The 25,363-nt window shown below is 37.3% G+C and carries 18 protein-coding genes and 1 tRNA gene; all 19 read right to left on the bottom strand.

Going from position 1 to position 25,363, the window contains the following annotated elements; all coding sequences use genetic code 11:
- Window positions 1-73: 73 nt before the first annotated feature.
- The 19 genes from FFM51_RS05805 to FFM51_RS05715 all read right to left on the bottom strand — a co-directional run bounded on the left by FFM51_RS05805 (window position 74) and on the right by FFM51_RS05715 (window position 25,104).
- A complete protein-coding gene (locus FFM51_RS05805) occupies window positions 74-1,282 on the bottom strand; it encodes a cation:proton antiporter (RefSeq protein ID WP_137597698.1) in 1,209 nt (402 codons plus the stop codon).
- A 162-nt stretch (window positions 1,283-1,444) separates the two neighbouring features.
- The gene (brnQ, locus tag FFM51_RS05800; protein WP_137597697.1) at window positions 1,445-2,812 is read right to left on the bottom strand and encodes a branched-chain amino acid transport system II carrier protein; all 1,368 of its coding nucleotides are present in this window, start codon (window positions 2,810-2,812) and stop codon (window positions 1,445-1,447) included.
- A 749-nt stretch (window positions 2,813-3,561) separates the two neighbouring features.
- Window positions 3,562-4,524 carry an aliphatic sulfonate ABC transporter substrate-binding protein gene (locus tag FFM51_RS05795; RefSeq protein WP_137597696.1) on the bottom strand — a complete coding sequence of 321 codons (963 nt, stop codon included), beginning with the start codon at window positions 4,522-4,524 and terminating at the stop codon, window positions 3,562-3,564.
- The gene (locus FFM51_RS05790) at window positions 4,521-6,062 is read right to left on the bottom strand and encodes an AMP-binding protein (protein WP_137597695.1); all 1,542 of its coding nucleotides are present in this window, start codon (window positions 6,060-6,062) and stop codon (window positions 4,521-4,523) included. Before FFM51_RS05790 ends, FFM51_RS05795 begins: the two co-directional genes overlap by 4 nt.
- 22 nt (window positions 6,063-6,084) lie before the next feature.
- The gene (locus FFM51_RS05785) at window positions 6,085-6,783 is read right to left on the bottom strand and encodes an ABC transporter ATP-binding protein (protein ID WP_137597694.1); all 699 of its coding nucleotides are present in this window, start codon (window positions 6,781-6,783) and stop codon (window positions 6,085-6,087) included.
- On the bottom strand, window positions 6,776-7,594 hold the full coding sequence (locus FFM51_RS05780; protein ID WP_137597693.1) for an ABC transporter permease subunit: 819 nt from the start codon (window positions 7,592-7,594) through the stop codon (window positions 6,776-6,778). The genes FFM51_RS05785 and FFM51_RS05780 overlap by 8 nt, the downstream gene beginning before the upstream one ends.
- A 198-nt stretch (window positions 7,595-7,792) precedes the next feature.
- Window positions 7,793-8,938 (bottom strand): acyltransferase, encoded by a 1,146-nt coding sequence (locus tag FFM51_RS05775; protein ID WP_137597692.1) that lies wholly within the window; start codon window positions 8,936-8,938, stop codon window positions 7,793-7,795.
- 3 nt (window positions 8,939-8,941) lie between these two features.
- On the bottom strand, window positions 8,942-10,477 hold the full coding sequence (locus tag FFM51_RS05770; RefSeq protein ID WP_137597691.1) for an AMP-binding protein: 1,536 nt from the start codon (window positions 10,475-10,477) through the stop codon (window positions 8,942-8,944).
- The gene (locus FFM51_RS05765) at window positions 10,437-11,630 is read right to left on the bottom strand and encodes an acyltransferase (RefSeq protein WP_137597690.1); all 1,194 of its coding nucleotides are present in this window, start codon (window positions 11,628-11,630) and stop codon (window positions 10,437-10,439) included. The genes FFM51_RS05770 and FFM51_RS05765 overlap by 41 nt, the downstream gene beginning before the upstream one ends.
- Window positions 11,631-12,164: 534 nt before the next feature.
- Entirely contained in the window at window positions 12,165-12,848 is a 684-nt protein-coding gene (locus FFM51_RS05760) for a class A sortase (RefSeq protein ID WP_137597689.1), read from the bottom strand.
- Window positions 12,845-13,639: a class C sortase gene (locus tag FFM51_RS05755; protein ID WP_137597688.1), complete on the bottom strand. Its 795-nt coding sequence runs from the start codon at window positions 13,637-13,639 to the stop codon at window positions 12,845-12,847. The genes FFM51_RS05760 and FFM51_RS05755 overlap by 4 nt, the downstream gene beginning before the upstream one ends.
- 72 nt (window positions 13,640-13,711) lie before the next feature.
- Window positions 13,712-15,196, bottom strand: a complete 1,485-nt coding sequence (locus FFM51_RS05750; RefSeq protein ID WP_137597687.1) for a SpaA isopeptide-forming pilin-related protein — start codon at window positions 15,194-15,196, stop codon at window positions 13,712-13,714.
- 23 nt (window positions 15,197-15,219) lie between these two features.
- Entirely contained in the window at window positions 15,220-18,084 is a 2,865-nt protein-coding gene (locus FFM51_RS05745) for a prealbumin-like fold domain-containing protein (RefSeq protein ID WP_137597686.1), read from the bottom strand.
- A gap of 443 nt (window positions 18,085-18,527) precedes the next feature.
- Window positions 18,528-19,187 (bottom strand): class A sortase, encoded by a 660-nt coding sequence (locus FFM51_RS05740; protein ID WP_137597685.1) that lies wholly within the window; start codon window positions 19,185-19,187, stop codon window positions 18,528-18,530.
- A gap of 104 nt (window positions 19,188-19,291) precedes the next feature.
- Complete coding sequence (locus tag FFM51_RS05735) at window positions 19,292-20,350, bottom strand: glycosyltransferase family 2 protein (RefSeq protein WP_137597684.1); 1,059 nt, start codon at window positions 20,348-20,350, stop codon at window positions 19,292-19,294.
- A gap of 596 nt (window positions 20,351-20,946) precedes the next feature.
- Complete coding sequence (locus FFM51_RS05730; protein WP_137597683.1) at window positions 20,947-22,287, bottom strand: dihydrolipoyl dehydrogenase family protein; 1,341 nt, start codon at window positions 22,285-22,287, stop codon at window positions 20,947-20,949.
- A gap of 70 nt (window positions 22,288-22,357) precedes the next feature.
- Window positions 22,358-23,326: an ABC transporter ATP-binding protein gene (locus FFM51_RS05725; protein WP_137597682.1), complete on the bottom strand. Its 969-nt coding sequence runs from the start codon at window positions 23,324-23,326 to the stop codon at window positions 22,358-22,360.
- 12 nt (window positions 23,327-23,338) lie between these two features.
- A complete protein-coding gene (locus FFM51_RS05720) occupies window positions 23,339-24,862 on the bottom strand; it encodes an ABC transporter permease/substrate-binding protein (protein ID WP_137597681.1) in 1,524 nt (507 codons plus the stop codon).
- Between the two features lie 169 nt (window positions 24,863-25,031).
- Window positions 25,032-25,104, bottom strand: a tRNA-Thr gene (locus FFM51_RS05715).
- Window positions 25,105-25,363 lie beyond the last annotated feature (259 nt).

The following is a 25,363-nucleotide window of genomic DNA, read 5'->3' as shown; positions in this document are numbered from 1 at the left end:
TTCATTATACTATTTTCTTCAGTTAACATTTCAAAACTAAAAAAATTTTCCCGAACTTGTCAGGAAAACTTTTTTAATTATTTACTTGCAAACTGTGTTGATTTAATTTTTTATCTACCAATCCTTGCTGTTGACGGTGAATCGCATGTTTCAGTAAAAATGGAGCAATGATAGTGGCTAATATGATTACTAAAATGATATCCGAATAGTAAGTCCCTGACAGTAGATGGGCATTAAAGCCAATTTGTGCGGTAATCAATGCCATTTCTCCGCGTGAAATCATTCCGGCACCGACAATATAATCACTAGTTAAACTAAATCCGTTTAGTGCCGCCCCAAAACCACAGCCCAATAATTTTGTAACGCAGGCTAAAACTGTCATTACAATCACAAATACCAGTGATTGATTCAGATGTGCAAAGTTCATATTCAAACCAACACTAACAAAAAATAGAGGAATGAAAATTGCATACCCAAGGGGTTCAACACTTTTATCAACCACCTCTCGATTCTTGGTGTGTGCAACTGCAATCCCGGCAAAAAATGCTCCAACCGCACCACTTAAGCCAACCAAATCTGCAATCGCCGCCATACTCATACAAATTACCATCGACATAACAGTCGGTGCCGCAATTGTTAGCAGTTTCTCACTTAATTTCATTAGGTAGGGCGCTAACCACTTTACCAATCCATAAACACCGCCAAAAAAGACCACTTGTTCAAGTAAGATGATTCCGAGACCACTTGTTAAACCAGCTGTTTTAGTACCAGTTCCGTGCATTAAGCTAATCATAATACTCAGTAGTATCACACCGATGATATCATCAGCCACTGCAGCTCCTAAAATGGTCGCACCTTCTTTAGTGTCTAAATAATGAAATTCTTTTAAAACCGCCACCGATATACTGACCGACGTGGCAGAAAATATTACTCCAATAAACAAAGCTTCCATCAGAGTAAAACCAAACAAATAACTAGTTGCTCCCATAATAACTACTGGAAAGATTACTCCAATTACTGCCACAAAAATTGCTGGTTTCAAATACTTACGCAACAACTCAAGATCGCTTTCTAACCCACCAATGAACATCAACAAAATAACACCAATGTTTTGAAATTCGTTCATCATTGGATCTAGTTGAACCCAATTCAAAATTGCAGGACCGACTAAAATACCAACCATAATTTCACCAATAACCCCGGGAATCCCGATCCGATGACATAGATGCGCAACTATTTGAGTTGCTAGTAACAAGCCAGCTAGTGTAGCGATAAAAGCCATCGAAGTCATCCCCTTTCGTTCTATGTGTTAAGTACGTAATATGTGCGTTATTCTATGTGTTAATCTTTTTTCTATGTGTTGTCAAATTTACTATGTGTATTTGCTCGGAGTACTATTCATATGTGTTGTGATTATCAGGTCGCCCACTAATCTGAGTCATGCTTATTGTGTTACTAATTTGCGCTGCTTAATTGTTTGAATACCATAGATCGTTAGGCCAATAATTAGGCCTATTAAAGCTGGAATCACCCAATCCATTCCGTAACCCGCAAATGGTAAAACAGCTTGATCCATGCTAAGAATTGCCTTTGCCCATACGCTGCCGGAAATAATTATTGGCGCAGAAGCAATGCCGTCAATAATTGCTGGAATAATAGTAAAGATTGTTGTCATGATGTACACAATTCGTGCTTGCTTGAACAGTGGCGAAAGAATTGATAATGCTATCAAGGTGATTGCCAAAGGATATAGAAACATCAACATTGGTGTCGACCAAGCAATAATTTGATCTAAGCCAATATTGGCAATCAATAGCGATAAACCACAGGTTAAGCTATTCCAAATTGAATAACTAATTTTGGGAAACTTAGTGTGCAGTGCTTCTGAAAACGAAGTTGATAAGCCAATTGAAGTCGTTAAACAAGTCAATGTTGCCATAATTCCCAAAATAATTTGTCCGGGCAATCCCATAAAGTGATTAGCAATTTGACTAAAAGCGATCCCACCATCTGCAGATAACTTGAAGTATTGTAAACTAGTTGCGCCAATCCAAATTAAGATTAAATAAATCAACGCTTCCAATGAAATACTGATCAAACTAGATTTTGCAGCCGCTTTAGCAATATTACCCGGTCGCTTAACTCCTAGGCTCTTAATAATGGTGACAATAGCAATTCCAAATAATAATCCAGCTAATGCATCCATTGTGTTATAACCTTGTAAAAATCCGTTTAGAAAAGCTCCATTTTGATATAAGCTTGTGCCACTTTGGCTAGCAGCCTTGCCCATTGGCAATGTAAGGGCAAAACCAAAAATAACTGCTAAGAGAATTAAAAACGCAGGATTTAACAATTTCCCAATTGAATCAATGATTCCAGTCGGTTTACGCGCAAACCACCATGTGATACCAAAGAAAATGATGGAATAAATAAAGAGTGCAATTGGCGTTTGACTTGCATTTAAGTGTTGACCAAAAGCAATTTGAAACGGAGTCGTAGCAGTCCGGGGTGTGGCAAACAACGGTCCCAGAGTTGCACACATTAGAATCATAAAAACTGTTGCATATTTTTGACCGATTGGTTTAGCTAAGTCATAAATACCACCGGCTTTAGTAATGCTAATTGCAATAATTGCTAACAGAGGTAATAACGTTCCAGTGATTAAAAATCCAATTGCTGCTGAAAACCAGTTATTACCAGCAAGTTGGCCTAAGTGAATGGGAAAAATCAGGTTGCCAGCCCCAAAGAACATTCCAAACAGCATTGATCCGATAAAAATGTAATTTTTGGTAGTTAATTTGTCTCTTTTCATATTTGTATCTCCCTTGAATAATCCAGTAACTGCAACTAATAAAAGAGACTGACTCGAACAATCCCGCCATTACTACACGCATATTGTATTTGCATACTTAAGCCTCCTTTCAGATTAGAGTGTGAACCAAGGTGTTCAGATGTCGTAGGCTATGTTAGCAATGGTAATTGAATAATCGAATTGTGATTATTTGATTGCCATTGCTGGCTTAGCCCTAGACATCTACCTTGGTGAACACGTTTCAGATTAGAGTGTGAACAAAGGCGTTCAGATGTCGTAGGCTATGTTAGTAAGGATAATTGATAAATCGTTTTTTTGATTTATTGATTGTCCTTACTGATATAGCCCTAGACATCTGCCTTGGTGAACACATTTCAAATTAGAACCGCAAACCCAGCCAACAAAAAAACGCCCTTACTAGGTCTTAAAACCTAATAAGGACGTTTTCACGTGTTACCACCTCATTTTGCATACTTTTCGCAAAGTATACCTCACCAAGTACGGCCAATTTAATGGCGATACCTTGGCACGATAATGGGTGCACCCATTGAACACTCGGTTTGCATTCAATTCTCAGAGACTACTTTCGAATCAGCCAAGCTCCCCATTCACACCAAACTAGGGGTCTCTTTAGTCTTAACTAGACTTTACTCTTCTCTTCAACGTTTCTAATCTATTTTTAATGTTGAAGTTATATTACTCCCATTAAGTCGGCTCGTCAATATTTTTTTAATTTAATTTTAATCTTACTATTCAACATCATCGCTAACCTTTATCTTCTTAGTAATCACACCCTCATCATAAAATAAATCTGCGATTTTTTGTTGTTCTTTAGTGATTGAACTATTCATTGCTGTAATATTGTATGTTCTACGTTCCACCATTTTTGTAACAACAGTCTTCGAGAGCTTCAATGATTTGCTTAACATTGCCACTAATTTAGTATGATGAGTTTGGGCCCACTGCATATCATCTTGCAAATATTGAATTAGGTATTTAGAAACTTCTTTATTATTTTTAGCATATGAACTGGTTGACAAAATAAAGTCACGGTTATTACTTAATCCCTTACCACTAATCAGTAATTTAGCATTTTGCTTCACTTGTGCTTGTGCTGTATAGGGATCCCATGTCGCCCAGGCATCTACTTTTCCTTTAGAAAAGGCAACACTTGCACTTGATTGATCCATATTGACCATTGTTACATCGCTTGTTGATAGTCCTGCTTTTTTCAATGCTTTTCGAAGCAGATACTCTGAACTAGTATTTTTAGTATACGCAATCCGTTTACCCTTCAAGTCGGATAGTGAATTTATACCCGAACTTTTGCCAACAACAATACCAGACCCATTGGCCTTGGAAGTTCCTGCCGCAACATAAGTCAACTTAGTTCCATTTGCTTGAGCTGTAACTGGTGGTGTATCACCCGTTCGAGCATAGTCAATACTCCCTGCCTTCAGTGCTTGCAGTAATGCACTGCCGTCTTGAAACTCCTTAAAGACAACTTTATAACCTTTTGTCTTCATTTTCTTGGCTAATTCACCACGGGTTTTAGCAATATCAATTGGATCGGCTTTTTGATACCCAATTGTGACTGTCTTTAAGTCTGATGAACCACCGCCAACCTGACGAAATCCATAAAACGCGATTCCAACCCAAACCACAATAAACCCAATTAGTAAAATTTTTTTCCAACTATTTTTCTTTTTCATGCGCCTTCACCAACTAGTGATTGTAATAGTTGCTGTTTTAGGTCATTCCGAAGAACTTTTCCTGTTTGATTGCGGGGAAATTCATCAACAAAGTAAACTTGAGTTGGCCGTTCAAACGAAGCCAGATTAGTCTTAGCAAAATTAACCACGGCCTTCATCTGCGTGAACTCATTTACTGTTGGTGTGTTGCTTATAATCACAGCAACGACCGCCTCGCCATACAATTCATTAGGTAAGCCAATCACTGCAACATCCTTAACCAAATTTAACTGCGACAAGACACTTTCAACCTGTGCTGGTGCTACTTTCTCGCCACCATGGTTAATCATGTCTCGACTACGACCCTTGATAAATAAATAGTTATCTTTATCCAGATAACCTAAATCACCCGTTAACAACCAGCCATCTCTGAACGAATCCGGATGTGAGTCAACGTAGTCAGTAATAACATGATCACCGCGCAACATAATTTCTCCAAACTGAGTATCCGAGGTTTGCACCTGATCATCAACTAGGATAGCAACCTGGGTTCCCACTGCTTTGCCCACTGATCCCACCTTAGGAGCGTCAAACGGATTCAGTGTATTTTGACCAGCAGTTTCTGTCATCCCATATCCTTCTAGCACCCGGGTATGGAACTGTTGCTCAAAATCTAGTAATTTATTTTCAGGTAATGAAAACGAAGCACTTCGAATAAAACGCAAATTAATTGTGTCTCGAAGTTGCGTGTAAATCATCTTTGACTGTTCATTCATCAGTAAAATTGATACAATCGTTGGCACTGCTGAAACCCAGGTAACTCCGTTATCACTAATTTGTTGCCAAAAATGACTGGCGCTGAATTTTTTAGTAATTACCATTTTCCCACCTGATAATCTAGTGGATAAGCAAGCAATTACTTGTGCATTAATATGCGACAATGGCATCACAACCATGGTTGTATCAGCAGACGTTAACCTATGACTAGTAATATTATGCTCGGCTGCATTAAATAACTGTTGGTGTGTTAAGCCGACTCGTTTAGGTTTTCCAGTAGTCCCTGAAGTATTTAAAATTAGTGCGAGGTCATCTTCTTGTGGGGCAACCAATGATTCAAATGATCGATTATTAGTAATGGCAGAATTAACAAAAACGGCCAGGTTAGAAGCAGTATGTAGTCTAACAGTGGTTCGCTCTAAGACAACATCATTAACAATTCCTTTCGCCAATTCGTCCTTAGCGATTAATAATGCATAATCGTGTTCATTAAAATCAGCCTGAAGTTGGGCTAGTGGCGTCGTGGCTGCAACTAAATGACCAATTGCTCCGATTTCCCATAGTGCTTGCATTAACACCGGGTAAGCTGCAGAATTATCCAAACAAACAAGGACAACATCCCCTTTTTGGATCCTCAAATTAATAAAATATTGACGTAACACGGCAACATCTTTAATTAACTGTTTTCCACTAAACCATTCCTTAAGGTGTTCATCTTTTATCATCGGTCGCTCATAGCTTTTAATTAATTGATCTGTTGATTGTTCAGTTAATTTTGTCATAATCGATTACGTCCCTTCCACTTTAATAAGCAACATTCACAATGTCATCGAATAACCTATCTGATACCTCGCTAATTTCACCACTAGGTCGCCCTTTAGCTCCTAGTTCCTCAAATCGATTAGTTCCATTGCGCATTACAATCACTCGATCTGCCATTCGGGCAGCCTCATCAACATCATGCGTTACTAATACGGCCATCAAATGTTGTTCGTGACAAATACGCATGATTAATTGCTGCATTTTGCGTCGCGTCAATGCATCCAGTGCTCCTAATGGCTCGTCTAATAATAACAACTGTGGCCGTGCCATCAATGCTCGAGCTAACGCCACCCTCTGCTTTTGCCCACCAGACAACGCACTTGGATAATAATCGGCAAATTCACTCAAACCAACCAAAGCTAACATTTCACTGGCGCGTTCTTTAAGCTTAGAATCACGACTCTTAAACGATAAATTTTCGAGCACACTCATCCATGGCAAGATGCGATCATCCTGGAACATAAATCGAATCACAGGATCTGGTTGGTGAAAATTGATTTGTCCACCAGTTGGTTGTTCGAGGCCAGCAATAATTCGTAGCAAAGTACTTTTACCACCACCACTCATTCCAACAATTGCAATAAATTCATCGTTTGAAATTTCAAAATCAACATCACGTAGTACCTTTTCTTGAGCATATTGTTTTTCAATATGGTTTAAAGTTAAAAATGGTTTAGCCATTTGCAACACTCCTCTTCTCATTTTTCCATTGAAGGAACAACCCCTCTAATGTTTTGGCAATCAAATCCGACACTTTGCCCAAAATAGCATACATTGCGATACATAAAACTACGGTTGTAATATCCATATAATCCTGCGCGCTGGTCGCCATATAGCCAATTCCAGAACTTGAAGAAATGGTTTCCGCTACAATTAACGTTGTCCACATAACTCCGAGTGCATATCGTAATCCCATCAAAATAGTTGGAAGTGATCCTGGAATAATGATCTTAGTTAATAGCTGCCACCTACTTAGGCCGTAAGAACGACCCATCTCAATTAGCTTAGAATCAACCGATCGAATTCCGTGAAACGTATTGATATAGATTGGAAACATTACTCCAACTGCCACTAAAGAAATTTTGGCTGTCTCACCGATTCCAAAAATAATAATTACTAATGGAATTAACGATAAATGCGGAATATTTCGTAACATTTGAATTGAGGTATCAAACACATCCCGAAAGACGCTTGAAATTCCATTTAGAAAACCGAAAATAAATCCAGCACTACCACCAATTAGCAAGCTCATACTAGCGCGATATAAACTGATACTAATATTGGTCTGTAACTCACCTGTTTGAATAAGTGAAATTCCATCCTGCACTACCGACACTGGTGAAACTGTGCTAGACATCAATCCAACACTTGCGCTCAGTTGCCATACTGCAATCAATCCAATTGGTAGAATCCATGGTAAAAATCGTCGAAAATTAAAATGCCAGTTATGTTTCTTAGTTTTTATAATTCTAATATTACTTGCTTGCTCCATTAGCTATCACCTTTTCTGATTTAAATTAATAACTACTTTACAAAACGAATTTGAAATATCTACGCTATAAATTAGAAGTAACCCGGCTAAAGTAATGAATAAAATCTGCAAAGCAATGAATAAATTGTGAATTTGTTTAGGAATAAAAAAAGATTCTGATTAGCAAGCTTCATTAGGCCGATCTAATCAGAATCTTATTTAATATGATTTAAATTGGCGCTTAGTCTTGGAAAATTCTAGCCCAACTAATGGACGTAACATGGTTGAACGATCCAATAAGACGACTAACAAGTATGTGCCCACAAAGACAATGCTAAACGCTACCGGTGTTACAACTAGGTATACCCAAGACGGCCAAGTTGTTAATCGAAGTACTCCCGCCAAAACACCCAACATAATTGTTTGCATTAAATAGATACCAAATGAAACTTGACCACTATAATGCAACCACGAACGTAATTGTTGCCTGCTATTAGCATACCAGCGACTAATCCACCAAACTGCCAAGATCATGATCACATCCATTAGCATCATAAAGGGTTGATGAATAGATTCAGACTGATGATGACCAAAATGAAGCACTTGTAAATTGAACTGATACAATCCAATCGTCATTATCGAAAGTACAATTGCGCCACCAACTAACTGATGACCATATTGATCCAACCATTTGGTAACTCTTTGATAATGAACGGCACAATATGCTCCCAAAACAAAGTACAGTTGGTAAATTAACGGATCAGTACCATAGTGCCAAAAGATTATTCCGAGTAATGGATGATTTCCCTGTGTAGGTTGCACGTATTTGATTACCGTCACCAAGACAAGTTGTAGTACAACACTTGCTACCAAAATCTTTGTATGATACTTTCCCAGCCGTTCAAACAACCAACAAAACAGCGGAAAAATCAAGTACAGCTGAGCCGCCATGAATAAATAGTACATGTAAAATTGATTACCATGCAAAACTGTATCCAGCCACCGGGATCCGTAATTAGCAAATGATTGTTGCTTAATCAACAAAATCCCAACCAAATACAAGCTAATCCAAACAAAATATGGAACTCCAATGCGTAAATACCGCCGCCCCCAAAAGGACAGCCAATTAAACGAACGCTGATAATAATGCCATATCAAAACCAATCCGGTGATAAAAACAAATCCCATCCGCGTAAAATGAAGCATCAAATGAGTCGAATTAAAAATCAGTCGACTGACCGAGTCAACATCAGTAGCATTTTCCATCGTAGTCTGGGTGTGGGTTAATAAAACACCAATAATTAGAATCACACGCATTACATCTAGCTCTAACAAATATGGCCGACGCGACTTTAACGTATCCATTTATTATTTACCTGTCGGCACACTTAACAACTCATCTTTGAGCTGGGCACGTAAGATTTTACCAGTTGGGTTTCGCGGAAAATCTGCCACAAAGTAAACTAAGGTTGGTTGTTCAAACTGGGCCAAGTTTTTCTGAGAATATTCCTTCAACTGGGATTCAATTTCATCATGATCAGCAAATGTATTTTTTAATTTAACCACAGCAGTTACTGTTTCACCATATAAATCATCTGGCATTCCAATTACCGCGACTTCATCAATAAAATCAAGTTGTGACAAAACACTTTGAACTTCCGCCGGTGCCACCTTTTCACCACCACGGTTGATCATGTCTTTACTACGACCCTTTACGAATAAATATCCATCTTCATCAAGATAACCTAAGTCTCCGGTCAAGAACCATCCATTTTGAAATGACTCGGGTTGGGAATCCACATAGTCCGAAATTACATGATCGCCACTAACGACGATTTCACCAACTTCCGTATCATTAGTTTGAAATTGTCCGTTCACTAAAATTGCTACATTGGTACCAACTGCTTTACCAGCTGAACCGATTTTTTGTGCTTCAAATGGATTTAAGGTGCATTGACTGGCTGTTTCAGTCATCCCATAGCCCTCTAAAATTTGGGTATCAAAGTGCTCTTCAAAGGATCTGAACTTATTTTCAGGTAGTGCAAATGAAGAACAGCGAACAAATCGAAGATTTATTTTATTTCGTAATTGGTCATACGCCACGGTTGCTTTCTCATTAATCAATAATATGGAAACAATTGTTGGTACCACCGATACCCAAGTAACCGAATTATCACTAACTTGTTGCCAAAAGTGACTGGCGCTAAATTTTGCTGTAATCACTAACCGACCACCCGATAACCTCGTTGACAAGCAAGACATTACCTGGGCATTAATATGAAACATTGGCATCACAATCATCGCTGTGTCGTCACGGCCCATTCGATGACTTGCAATGTTGTGTGTGGCAGCATTGATCAACAGTCGATGTGACAAGCCAACTCGTTTGGGCTTACCAGTTGTGCCAGAAGTATTTAAAATCAATGCTAAGTCGTCCTCGTTAGGTTCGACTAACGGTTTAAATTCACGCTCTGCAGTAATTGCTTTATTAATAAACATCGGTAAATCGGCAAATGTATTCAGACAAATATCTTCACGTTTTAGCTGTTCATTATTAACGATTTGATCGGCCAGCTCATTTTTTGCAATTAATAAACTGTAGTCATGTTCACTAAACTCAGCTTGAAGTTGTGCCAAGGGAGTTGTCGCAGCGACTGGATGAACAATCGCACCTAATTCCCACAGCGACTGGGTCAAGACCGGATAGACGGCAGAGTTGTCCAAACAAACAAGCACTAAATCGCCATGTCGAATTTTTAAATTCAAAAAATATTGATGTAGTCTACCCACGTCCTGGCTTAATTGTTGCCCGGTAAACCATTGATCAATGGTTTCATCCTTAATTAAATTACGGGTTTCATCCTTAATTAGTTGTTTCGTTAGTTGGTTTGTAAGTTCTGTCATAATGCAATACTTCCTTTCGTTTCTTGTTTGGGCGACGACCAATTAAAATTGATAGTGGATAAATTTTGTAGCAACCCCATGAAATCAAAAATGCTATGCCGGCCACTGCAATGTAGCCAATTGGCAATAACACTAAATATGCCCATGATGGTAAATTCGTTAAACTGAGCAACCAGGTTAATAACACTATCGGAATTGTCTGCACTAGATAAATTCCAAATGAAACTTTTGCTCCTGCGCGAACGAAGCGATCAACCATCGAATTCAACCCATGTTCACGCCAATATGCGTATTGCCGGCCAATCCAAAAGACAAACACGATCATGACAATGTCATAAACCATAATGTATGGTTGGTGTATTTCCAATGCCTTAGCTAAAGTTAGATGGAGAATATTCATGTCAAAGAAATACAATCCAACGGTGCCTAAAGCTAACACTAATGTTGTCCATCCAATTGATTTTGCATGTTGCTTGATAAATTGATCCACTTGCTGATAGTGAATTGCTACGAACGCTCCAAAAATAAAATAAAGTTGATAAACAAGTACGTTTACTCCATAGGCTCGGAATAGATACCACCAGTTACTTGTATCAATATGTGGTAATGCATACTTGAGAAAAAACAGCAGCGCCAATTGTACGACTGCACTAATTTCTAAAATACGAACATGATTATCAAAGTGTTTAAAAAGTTTTACTAAAGCTGGAAATAGTAAGTACAGTTGGAATGTCACCAAGATGTAGTACATGTAAAAGCTGTCGCCGTACAAAACGGCATGACCGAAGTTTCGCCAAAAATCAACACCTGAAAATGCAATTTTACTGACTATCATTGTTCCTAACACAAAAATTCCGTTCCAGACCAGATACGGAATGCCCACACTCACGTACCGTTTGCGCCAAAATGATAACCAATTATTTTTTCGATTGTAGTAGTTCAGTACTAATACCAAGCCCGTCATAAACATGAACCCCATACGGGTAAAATGTAAAATTAAATGAGTTGCCTGTAAAAAAACTTGGCTGTTGGATCCAGCAGCCATCGAGCGCTGAAATGCGGTTGTTGTATGATTTAACAACACACCGAAAATAAAAATAATGCGCATTAAATCTACTTCGTATAAATATGGTCTTTTATGACTGGATGCCATCTATCTCCCTGCCTTCTATCTTTATCTCAATTGTTCACGAAGCGTCTTGTCTAATAATGTTGTGCTTGATAAATTGTGGCGACCACTGCAACCGTAGCAAGACTACTAGCAACCCAAATAACACTTTTCAAAATTTTATGTTTTGTCATTTATCATCCACCCTTCCTGAATTAAATTACTCATTACTTTACAGGGCGGATTTGAAATATCTACGTGTTAAATGAGAAATAACGCATGTAAAAATATGAACTTATCCCAAGATTTAGTGAATAAAGTGTGAATTTACTTAAGAAAGAGTACTATAGGACCGTTAAGATGTCGTAAGATAAAAGCCCCCATAATGATAATTGATTCATGCGAACTATGCGTTAATTAGTTATCATTATGGGTTTAGTTCTAGACATCTGGTCTTACGAGCACGTTTCTGTAACCAAATTAATTTGTAATTACTTCATCACCAAATTTATGCAAAAAAAATGCCACTCACAAGGAAAATAATCCAAGCAAGTAGCATTTCAATTTACCCGCAAGCTCCTAATTGAGCCTATCAGTGCTCTCTAATTCTCCCTGGACAATCAATCGCGAATCAGTCCCATAAGCTCGATCACATGTCACCAATGTCACCATTTTTTTACCTGGAACGTCATCAACAACACTTGATTGACTCTTGTTGACATGTCTAATATTAGTGATCCGATACTGATATGTCTGCTGTGTATCTGACAGATAGATTAAATTACCTTTTTTGACCCGCATCAATGGGCTAAACAATGCGTTGCGATTATTCATATGATGACCAGCTAGAGCATAGTTGCCAACACCCATTTGTTGTTCACTTTTCATTGTCCCCGCCCCCACTGATAAAACAGACTTGCTTAGTCCAAGTCCAATCGGCAAATTAAGAGAAACAGCAGGAATTTTAATTGTCCCCGCCGCCAAATAATCACTATCATTTCTGTCCTCATTGGCAACCACGCTTCTGGCAGCTTCAAATGGAGCTACCCACGGAGAAAGCGCCGTCGTATTATCATAATTAAAATCAGCTTGATCAATTTTTTTACTATCAGCTTGCACGATTTTTGGTTTGATGTCGTCTTGAATTCGTTGTTTAGTGTCATGTTGTAACATCGGTCCATTAAAAACAACAATCACTAACATTAAGAAACCAACGATAAAAGTCGCGATCAGTAAACCTTGCTTGAGGTGGTATTTTTTCATTGACCTGTTCCTCCTCGCGAGTTCTTCCAGAAACGATAAGCTGCAAATAAGGATGCCATTGCGACTGCAATTAAGCCCAGTATATAGCCCCAAATTGGCGACTTAACTTTTGGCGGCGTCTGTCGATCATTTGGTATACGGTGACCACGAACAAGTAATCGGTGGGTGTTAAGCATATATGGTGTACATGTCATCAACGTCATGTAGTCCTGACTAGCAACTGGTTTTAAACTATTAATCTGGTTGGGTTTAATCGTCTTGATTTGATCAACTTTGTATGTCATTAGTTTGGCTGGCGTTTGTAAATAAAACTTATCACCAATTTTTAGTTTGGGTAGGTCAGTAAATAATCGTGCGCCGGGCAACCCGCGATGAGCTGTTAGCACGGAGTGTTTTCCCTTACCTCCGGTAATCATATCTGTTCCTTTTAGTAATCCAACCCCTTTTTTGAGTTGTCGATCACTGGTCCCATCATAAATTGGTAAATCGACCCGAATCTTTGGAATAGTGATCGTTCCCAAAACAGCCAGTTCTTCCACTGAATACGTATTTTTCTTCTTTTTTTCCTTAGACTGATTGTCCTTACTAGACCAAGGATTATACTTATCCATCCATGTAACAATTTGATCTTTTTTTTGATCACTCATTTTGCTTAAATAATGACGATATTCGCTAACCACCGCATTTTGCTTGTTCCAAGCATAAATATTTTGTGCTAATGGATAACAAAGAACCCCCACGCCGAATACGAATAAAGTTACAATTAGTATTTGTCTAAATTTACTTTTCAAAGAGGTCCCTCCTTATACCGCTAGTCATTTATATGTACGATGACACTTTAGTAAGTGTCATCAAAGTACTACTTATTTACTTGATTTAATTTTTTGATTTCGTCTGTACAGATAATACGAGGTGCCCATCAATGCCAATCCAGCCAGAATGAATAGTAGGATCCCCATTCCACCAGTAATTGGAAGGTCATATTTTTCATTCATAATTTCATGTAATTCTTCTGTACTTCCATCAATTGTAAACTCAATAGGTTTTGATAATTTAGTGTAACCATCGGGTGCTTTAGTTTCTTCCAATTTGTATTTGTCATGTGGTAGACCGGTAATTGAGAATTCGCCACCCTCAATGGTTGTTGCTGAATCTTTATATGTCCAACCAATAAATTTATAAGTTGAACCATCATCATCTTTATCTAATTGAGCATACTTAGTATCATCTTCAGGATGTTGTAATTTAAATTCTGCCCCTGAAATTCCTGTACTATTTTCATTAACTTTAGAAAATGGTATTTCACCTAATTTCAAACGGTTAAGAATCGTAATTTGTTGTTTACCCGATGTATTGGTGTATGCAGCATCACTTTCGGAGTCGGAGTCTGCTTTGAAGCTTGTAATAATTCCCTTACTATCGAGCTTGAATTGTACTGACACTTGCTTATCTTCATAGGCATTGTGCGGATTGACATTTTCAGTTAATCGATAAGTATTACCGGGTAACAGACCCTTCAAACTAAAATTACCATCTGGACCAGTTATGAAATTGTCGCTTACAGTTGTCCATCCATCGCCGGTTTGGCGTTCTAATTTAAAGGTCACGTTGGCTAAATCAATTAAGTCTTCGACCCCATTAATCGAACCAGTGGGATCATCTGGATTTACCCCCATCTTTTTGACTGTAATTGATTCCTCATTATCTAAATCTAAAATTTGGTTTTTTGCGTAGAGATGAATGGTGCTACCAGCAGCTTTATCTGCCATTGGTAATCTGAACATCATCGGAACACTGATGGCATCAACTGAAGCACTAACAGATGATTCCACTATCAGGTAATAGCCATTGTTAGTAACACTCGACCAGTCTAGGGTACCGTCAGATTTTGTGGTTTGTGTCTCCATTTTTGTAATATTACCCTGGACTACCTGACGGTCTAAATAATCATTTTGATGCTCCACTGCTGATTGCGCATTGGCTGGATTCTCTTTCGTCATTGCATTAATGTATTCTTCTTGAGCATCTGTAAATTCAGCACTTGATGAATATTCATCGTCAAACCAATCATCAACCCGGTACAGCGTGAATTCAGCATTACCATACATTGATGGATCATAGGGCGTGTTGCCATTTAAATCGGAGGCATCTAGTTCATCCCCAGTATTGTTAATTTTATTTACATCCGTGTCATTTGACATCATCTTGTGGACTTTAATGCTAACATCATTATCTGCAGCCTTAGCATTGTTTTGCGATCCACTGGTTAGTGATCCTCCTAATGGTGCCATCAGCATTGCTGCTGCAGCCAGTGTTCCAACTCGTTTCCATAATTTTTTAATTTGCATGGTGTCGTTCCCCTTTCAAACGTTTAAAGTGTCTGCTTCTTTGTACGGTGATATAAATACCAACTAGTTCCCATTGCTAACAGTCCAGCTGAAATCAAAATCCAGATACCTAAGCCACCAGTCACTGGCAAGCCATACCGATGATTCGGGATCGTCCTTATATCTTCTGTCTGATCTGAATTTTCGTTAATCGTAAATCCAAAGTATGATTCAGGTTTAGCATAACCAGCTGGTGGATTAATTTCTTGCAGCTGATATGTCCCATAAGGCATTTCACCAATTTTAAATTTTCCATCTTCACCCGATGTAAATTTTGTGGCCTTGTCCTTATCTGTTGTCCATCCTATAAATTTGTTGGCTTCAAATTGAGCATAATGAGATTCGTTACCAGGTTTGCGAATAATAAATTCAGCATTTTCCAGCACCTTATCTGTTTCATCAGCATCAATTTTCATGAAAGTCTTATCATTCATAACAAGCTCATTGTGAACTACAATTTGGTTGTTATTATTAATGTTGGCTGGACCACTTTTTATTGTGACCTTTCCATCCTTGTCAACAGTGAATTTAATTTCCCCATCAAATGGAATATATCCATCAATAGTTTTAATTTCCTTAAGTGTATATTCAATACCAGGAATTAAATTATTAAACTGAATTGTCCCATCTTCTTTAGTAGAAATTTCTGAATCCATATTTTCACCAGTAATTCTGAAGCTAACCCCCGCTAAAGGAGTATTATATTCATCCAAATTATTTTTTGATTGTCCATATTTAATTAAATTAGCATCAACTTCTGGTACTTCTTCATCAGGTACTAACTGGGTAGCAACTTTATTTGTCGGATTAGTCCAGGTTGCTCCTTCTCCGGAATCGAAGGTTACAGAGGCTGAATTTTCCATGATATGATGTTTTCCTTCATACCTCGCATGATCAACTTTTACATCCAGTCGATAGGCGAAAGATTGACCATTAAATGTTAACGCCTTTATTTGGTCATCATTCAACGTGTATTTAATTGTCTGATGACCTTCATTATCTACGCCAATTTCCAGATTGTCATCAGCTACATCCACTGTAATTTCCTCGCCATTGGTGTTAAATAATTTAACAGAGCTAGCATCCGCGGTGACCAATGTAACCCCTGGAGGTAACGTATCTTCCATAATTATGTTATCTGGCTTGGCGACTGTTGTTTCTGATAATTCATAAGTTGGCTGATAAATAAAATAGGAATGATTTTCAATTTTTGGATTACTTAAATTTTTATCTCCCTGGCCTGCTGTGCGTATATCCAATTCATTTTTCCCGTCAGGATCTTTTGATTCTGTCACTGTTTTGGTAGGTTCATCCGGCGCAATCGGACTAACACTTGCACTCATGAACGATTGCCAAGTAAAACCATAGCCACTTCGAATCGCAAATTTATGATCTTGTCCTTTAATTTTAAAAGCAACTGTCGAATTTTCGAAATCCACAGATCCCAGATAATCATCAAAGTAATTTTCTACACCCTCATACCAGCCATCCTTGGTTGCTTCAATAATTGTATTTTCTGATAACAGCGCCTCTAAATTATCGTATGATTTTGCCCCTTCTCTTCCCTCTTCATGACCATTTAATGAGCCAAAAGTAAAGAATGAACTGTCATAATCGTTGGCACTGGTCTGAACATCTAATCGATTTAACGTTTCAGTATCATAGTACGTAACGGTAATATCCATTTGTGATATCCGTCCATAAACCATTCCAGAATAGAAATTATTAGAAAAGTCAATATACGGGTTATCGATACTCCAGTTAGGTTTAACACCTGGTATAATGCTTGTCACTTTAAGCATTGCTCCCATCTGCCTACTATCACCACTGCTATCAACATAGGTTCCAACGTGATTATAATCAACAACGATTTCTTCATTGGTTAGATCATTATTGTTTGTGTACATTACAACTGAAGCATTACCACCTGAATTATAGCTTCTATAATATTCAGTCAGTACACCATTTTTATCCGTATAGGTTCCATTGCCTCCCGTTTTTCCAGTCGCTACTTGAATGTTTTCGCTGTTTTGCGCATTCTTTGAATAAATGTCGAAACCACTGGCAAATGTATTCATTTGAATAGTAGCTCTTGTTGCCTCTTTTGCCTCGCCTAATTTTCCCGATGGATCTTCTGTCAGCATCCCTTTCAATCGATCTTCATCATTTATTTTCTCAGTGGTTGTAGTATCACTTTCACCGTCCTCATCCCCAGATTCTTCTTTCACTGCTGATTCCTCACTACTCTGACTTTCAGAACTAGTTTGCGATTCTGAACTGGATTCACTTGCCGCTTTAATCACCATTGAACCAATCAAATGAGGAGCTTGGTTACCACCAATCTTCAAATTAATTTCATCACCAGCCGTATTAATATTTTGGCTAGCTGTTGTAACTGGTACCTTGAAATCTAATTTAATAATTTGATTTTGTATCGTACTATACTTACTCTTGTCATAACTTAGACCATAACTTTTTTTGCTTTCGTTATAACCATATTTAAGCTTTAATTCTGCCTGTTTCTCACCACTAATTTCAGGTGTAATTTCTTGTTCATTATTAGCCAGTGAAACTGTGGTTGGAGTTAACTCAAGACTAATAAATCCAGTATCATTAAACTTTGCTGTGTCTAAATCTAGTTCTAAATGCAAAATTTGGTCTGCATCAGCTGGACTACTGCTAATGGCTGCTCCAGTCTGATCAGTTATTTCAGCTTTAACTACTTTAGCAACATCTGTTTGTACTTCTGTTGCAATTGCATTGCCAACTTTAATAACATCAACGGTGACTAGTGCAAACACCGCAAGTAGTGCCCCCAGCCACCTAAATTTTTGCCTTGGTATCCTCATTCAATTTGACCTCCATTCAGTTTCTGTAGCCTTAGTTAATAAAATACTTATCGTTTATATTATTAATCGTAAAGGTATGTGAATGGTTTTGCAATTTTGCACACTAGATCAAATTGTAATTAATTTATGAATTTTATATGAATTAAGCCTTTTATCATGACAATTATTTTAATTATGTATACTTAATTATTGCTTTAGTTGCTAAAGGCATTTAATGTCAATTTATTACAATTAAATAATTAAAATACTCATATCTTAAAAGCGTTGATTATCATATTATTTGTGATTTATTTATTATTAATAATCTTTTGACTTTCTGATAGAATTATTTAATGTTTTTGCAGAGTCATTTTTTATTTACTAATCAAGATATTGGCAAATTTTAATTAAAAAATGGTTTGAGTATTTAACTCAAACCACTCTCAAACAGCACAAATAGTTGCTTATATCAGCTTTCCTTGTACAACTAGACGTGAATCTTTCCCATGAGCACGATCACAAGTTATCAATGTAATCATTCTCTCCCCTGGTACGTCATCAATGACACTCAATTGTTGTTCATCAACGTGAATAATGTTGGTAACTCGATATTGGTATTTTTGCTGGGTATCAGACAAATAGATTATATTTCCTTTTTTAATGCGCATTAACGGGCTAAATAATACATCCTGATCATTCATATGATGTCCAGCCAGAACATAGTTTCCCTCACCCATTTTTTGTTCACGCTTCATCGTTCCAGCCCCTACTAATAAAACATTTTTACTTAGCCCCAGCCCAATTGGTAAATTCACCCCAATATTTGGAATTTTAATTGTACCAGCAGCTAAATAACCACCAGAAGTTTTATCATCCATTAGGCTTTTAGCAGCTTCGTATGAAGATAATGAAGATGACAACGCTTTTGTATTATCGTAATTAAAATCAGCCTGCTCAATTCTTTTTTTATCTGCTTTAACAGTCACCGAATTAATATCATTTTGTATACGTTGCCTTGATGAATACTTCATTACTGAGCCAGTAAAAGTTATACTAATCCAGACTGTTAAAATAACGATAAAAAATAAACTAAGCAGTACAATTTTTATAGATTTTCTTTTCATTTGTTTCTCCCACAAATGACAAATTATGATACTAAGCACCTTAGCACGCTTTGAAAATATTTTATTTTTTATCAATCAATTCACAAAAGATCGTTACAGTAAATTTATTTGATGAAATGTTCTGATTTTGATGAAATTGGCTTTTCAATATGATTCCAAGTCCCAGTTGAGCCCAAAGCCATTTGAATCCAGGCCCCGATATAAGAAACTTGTAATAGAAAGGCATACACCAACTCAGGAACTACGCTCGCAGCAAAAATTCGTGCTTTCCAACCACTTTCCCACACAGTGATGGTTCTCTCTGCCGCAAATATTAATCCTATTAATGACCAGAATGGACTAATGGCAAAATTACCACTCGCTAACAAATAAAACGAAAAAAATAAAAGAAGCATAAATGAAAAAACTGAAACGTTTAACATTAATTGTTGAAAAAGATATGGAATTAGTGTCAACGTCCATTTTCTATTTTTCATTTGTTGTAACGCCCCTAAATACCAGCGTCTTCTTTGAAGAAAGAGTAATTTCGCAGTTGGCATAGTTTCCGTGTTAGCCACACAGCTAGCTGGAGAAATTAGCCTACAACCAACTTCTTTTAAATCAAGTGTCATGGTAAAATCCTCAGTAATTGAATTTTCATCATAGTAGTGTCCAAATTTATCATAAACTTTCTGAAGAGCAGTACCCTTGATTAAACTTGCGGTTCCAGTTAATACAAAAACTTTTTTCTTAATTTGAACTTCCCGAGAGTAGCGCTCCCATTCTAATTTTTGGCAGTACTTTAAAAAACCATTACTATCAATAGCTTTGAAAATTGATCCTACAGCGTCTATATTATTTCTTTTTAAAAGTCTACTGGCATTTTCAACCCAGCCCTCATTAATAATTGTGTCTGCATCACAAATTAGTACTAGTAAATCTGGATCTTCTTTTAAATCAACAAATCTATTCAAAGCCTGATTTAGTGCCCCTGCCTTTCTACTGCTATTTTCAATAGTTAAGAAGGCTTTCGCACCTGCACTGTTTGCCTCAAATTCAGTGTCATCTGTACAATTATCACATGCAACTATAACTTCATCAATATTTTGTTTTTTCAATTCTGTTACAGTTTCTTTAATTTGTTCAGATTCGTTGTGTGCGGGCACTATGGCTATAGTTTTCATGTCCAGTCTCCATTTTCTTTTTTAATTCTTGAATATGAGAATCTCACGATATTATACAATGTTAACAGTGCGAAAAATAAAACTAACGAACTCAAAACATGATACATACCGATCCAAAAAAATGACAAAGTAACGTGCGATCCTAGAGTTGGTAATTTCGTTACTGCGACAATCACCTCCTTTCAAAAAAATATTAATTAAAAAAGTTATAGTTTGCATTACTTAATGCTATTCCAAAAAACTAAAAACTTCAATTTTCAGCTATTGAAGATAGTGTTATGAACTGATGTAATTTTTATGAAGTACATTTTTTATAACTTCTTTTTCACTAAAATACTTATCACCTCTTGTTCAACTTAGTTAATGATGTTCAAGAGATAAAATAGTCCAAAGAAATCGGATTTATCATTATACACATATCACTCTATAAATGTCATTTTGTGGAAATATTTTAAAATTCAACTGGTTTTTCTAACTGTTTTTTAATATAATTGAGCAGTTAATTCGTGGTTTATGCAATTTTTAAACTTAAAATTAAAAAAAGGTAGTACAATTCAAGTTTCAAATTGTACTACCTTTTTCGCATTCTTAACCGCTTAAAATAGATACGGTAAATCACTAGCAATCGTTGGGTAAGCAAAGATTTCTTTTTTTACTTCCTCCAGCGTCTCTTGTTTATTAATAACTGTGGTTAAATAATTAATTAACTCGTCCGCAGTTGAACTTAACGCTTGGGCACCAACAATCGTATGGGTTTGCTTATCCAACACAACTCTTGTTTTAGCTATTTTTTCACCAACTCTAAAGTAACTAAACCAATTTGTTAAATCAAGATCCTTAACGATATAATCATCCGGGTCTCCTTTACCAATTGTTGGAGAAACACCTATCCGTGCAATCTTAGGTGTAGCGTAAACTACAGATGGAATAGTAGGATACTCAATTGGGCGATTACTCTCACTAGTTAACAAATTAGCCAAATAACGACCTTCAAATGATGCTACCGGCGTCAACTTAGGCTCATTACCAACCCGTGCAACAACATCACCCAAAGCATAAATGTGGGCATTATCAGTGCGCAATCTATGATTGACTTGAATTCCTTTTTTGAGCGTGCCAACACCAACATTCTCAAGTCCTAAACTGTCAATGTTAGGAATACGACCTGCTGTACTAAAAACAGCATCCGTTTGTAAGCTAAAATCTTTGTCATCCTCAACAATATATTGGTTACCATTCTTTTGAATGGACTGGATATCAATATTAAAATCAAACTTGATTCCTTTTGCCTTCATTTGGGTTACCAATTCTTGTACGAGCGACTGATCAAATTCCTTCAGGGGCCAATCATTGTGATGGATAATATGCACATCGCTTCCAGCAGCGTTCGTAATCGTCGCCAATTCAAATGCCACATACCCGGCACCGATAAATGTCACTGATTTAGGAAGTTCATCCAAATCTAAGAAATCAGTACTAGTTTGAAAATACTCTTTACCTTCAATCGGTAATATTGCTGGGCGCTGGCCAGTTGCAATAATGTAATCAGTAGCTGTCACCACTTGGTCACCAACTTGCAGTTGATTGTCATCCAAAAATTCTGCATGACCGTAAAATGTATCGATTTTGGCACTATCTAACCCCTGCTTCGTCCCAGTCGGAATTTTGCTAGTGTACTCTCGTTTGTGCGCCATTAAAGCAGGCCAATCAACTTTCGGTTCACCAGTTAAGCCACGATTTTGTAGAAACTGACTGTTTTCAATAGCTTCTACACTGGAATATAAAATCTTCTTCGGATCACAGCCACGATTAGGACAGGTTCCGCCCCATAGATTTTCCTCCACAATCGCTACTTTGGCGCCCTTGGCAAGTAAACCATACGCAGCAGCAATGCCACCAGGCCCTGCCCCAACCACAATCACATCATAATCAGCCATTCTTTTTCCCTCCGTTTTTTCTAGTTAACACCACAATAGCATAAACTAATTATTATAAATATTATTTCGATTAAGCACGTTCATGTTCGCTTAAATAGCGAATAATAGCAGTTCGGTCCAAATAACCCTTGTGCTGGCCATTACTATGACTGCTGATCGAAATTGCACCATGTTTACTTAACTCATGGAGACCATCACGTACAGTCGCCTCTTCGTCCAACGTCCCAATATCAGTTGTATCCACTTGATCGCGATAGTAACCATCCATTCCAATCCGGCCAAGGTAAATATCATAAATATTTTTTGCCCGAGCAGAAGCAAAGAAACTGGCCACAAAATCATTAACTGGATGTTGTGCAATCTGTTCTGGCGTATCCACTTGGATCAGCTTCCCCTTACTCATAATTGCAATCCGATCGCCAACTTTAAGAGCTTCATCCATATCATGTGTCACAAATAAAATTGTGTTTTTTAACTTTGCATGAAGTTGTAACACCAAATCTTGCAAGGCAGTTCGTGAAATTGGATCTAAGGCACTAAAGGGTTCATCCATTAAAACTACATCTGGGCTATAAGCTAATGCTCGTAAAATACCAACACGCTGCTGCTCTCCACCAGACAATTCTCTAGGAAAACGTTGTGCATATTTACTAGGATCCAGATCTACACTTTGAAGTAGTTTCGGCACAATGGTGTCAATTTTCTCTTTTTTCATTTTCTTCATTTCTGGAATTATACGAATATTTTGTGCAACCGTCATGGTTGGAAAAAGAGCGATTTGTTGCAGCACATAGCCAATATTCCAGCGTAATTCTTGCACATTGTAATCCTTGATTTGTTTGCCATGGTAATAAATATCGCCATCAGTTGGTTGCTCCAATTGATTGACCATTTTGAGTGTTGTCGTCTTACCAGATCCAGAAGCACCAACCAACACTAAAAGTTCTCCTTGGTGGACCTCTAGATTAAAATCGTTAATTACTTGTTTACCATCAAATGATTTTCCCACATGGTCAAACCTAAGTAATGATTCAGTCATTTCTTCACCTCCCTACTTTAATAAATGATGTTGAACTAAGTAGTTATGTGCAACTTTTTTAGGCGATTGTTTCAACACATTAACTTGATAGTTCATTTCTTGCATCTCTTTTTCGCTAATCTTATTACTCAACTTATTAAGTGTTGTTACAATTTCTGGGTGTTTCTTCGCTAACTTTTCACTCATCAAAGGTGCCCCTTGATAGGCAGGAAATAAATTCTTGTCGTCGGTTAGCGTCACCAGATTGTACTGTCGTAATTGACTATCAGTCGAGTACGCATCAACTAAGTTGACCTTACCATCATGCAATGCACCATAACGTAAATCAGGACTCATCGATTGGGGCGTAAATGTTAAGTCATATAACTTTTTAAGTCCTTTAAGCCCGTCAGAACGATCGATGAATTCTAGCGTCATTCCTGCCTTAATTTGACTTTGGATTGCTCTCAAATCACTAATTTTATGCACGTTATATTGCTTTGCAAAACTCTTTGTCACTGCAAGCGCATAAGTATTATTATATTTCATTGGTTTCAAATATTTTAAGTGATCCTGACTGGCCAACTTCTCTTTTGCTAACTGATAAGTTTGCTGACTAGTTAATCCGCTAGTCTCACCATTTTTAGTTTTAACTAGACTCTCCAGTACGGTTCCTGTAAACTCCGGATAAATATCAATTTGATTATTACGTAACGCACTAAATAGAAAACTGGTTTTACCAAAATCTGGTTTAAGGGTTACTTTTACATTTTTATCGTCTTGTTCAATTAATTCCTTGTACATATTAATTAAAATATCTGGTTCAGAACCTAGTTTACCGGCAATTACAATTTGATCGGCAGGCTGATCAACTACTTTGTACGTGCCGTAACCAATGAATCCTAGTAAGACAACTGCTAATGTGATTAGCGAATATCTGACTTTTACTTTTTGCAACACGTGAATTAAATAGCTTAGTCCAATTGCCAGAATTGCGGAAGCAATGGCCCCAATTAGAACCAATGAGGTATTATTTCGATCAATTCCTAACAAAATAAATGTTCCTAGTCCGCCAGCACCAATTAAGGCAGCTAAAGTTGCTGTTCCAATAATCATCACTAATGCGGTTCTAACACCCGAAATAATGACGGGCATTGCAATTGGCAATTCAACCTTCAATAATTTACGCATTCGTGACATGCCAAAAGCATCCGCAGCTTCCTCAATTGATGGGTCAATTTCTTGAATTCCAATGTATGTATTTTGAAAAATTGGCAACAATGCATACACAACAAGTGCAATAATGGCCGGAACAGTTCCAATCCCAACAAACGGGATTAACAATCCCAATAACGCTAATGAAGGAATTGTTTGTAAAATACTGGTAATTTGCAACATGATGGTTGCTAACCGAGTATGCTTTTCAACCCAAATTGCTAATGGAATGGCAATTGCCATCGCAATTAGCAATGCAATTACTGAAATTCCTAAATGCTGCCACAGTGCCTGAATTAAATCGGATCTACGTTGTATGAGAGTGTGGATCAATGTTTGCATTATATCGGACCTGAACTTTCCTCTTAAATAAATCTACTAGCATAGATTATATCCGTCTTTTTTATTGAATACCAATTAATTGATTAAACAAAAAACGTAAGTTGTTGTGGTTGTTAAATAACATTAGCAACTACAATAACTTACGATTATGTGGACCATTTAATAGTTAAGCCATCTATCGGATTTGAACCGATGACCTCTTCCTTACCATGGAAACGCTCTACCTGCTGAGCTAAGATGGCACAGACACAAAAAGCTAGTCTAAAGTATAGCGAAAACTCCTATTAAAAGCAATCTCGCAATAACCAAACTGTTTCAATTGACATAATCAGGTTATCATCTCTTTTTTAATAAAAATCAAATCCTTTAGCCAAATAAATTAGAACACAAAAAAAGCGTGAACCAGTAGATTCACACTTTAAAGTCGCATGGCAACGTCCTACCCTCGCAGGGAGCGATCCCCCAACTACTATCGGCGCTCAGAAGCTTAACTTCTGTGTT

The sequence above is a fragment of the Paucilactobacillus kaifaensis genome (assembly GCF_005405145.1).
GTDB lineage: Bacteria > Bacillota > Bacilli > Lactobacillales > Lactobacillaceae > Paucilactobacillus > Paucilactobacillus kaifaensis.
The sequence above is the reverse complement of the archived record's forward strand: the minus strand, read 5'-3'. Positions and strand labels throughout refer to the sequence as shown.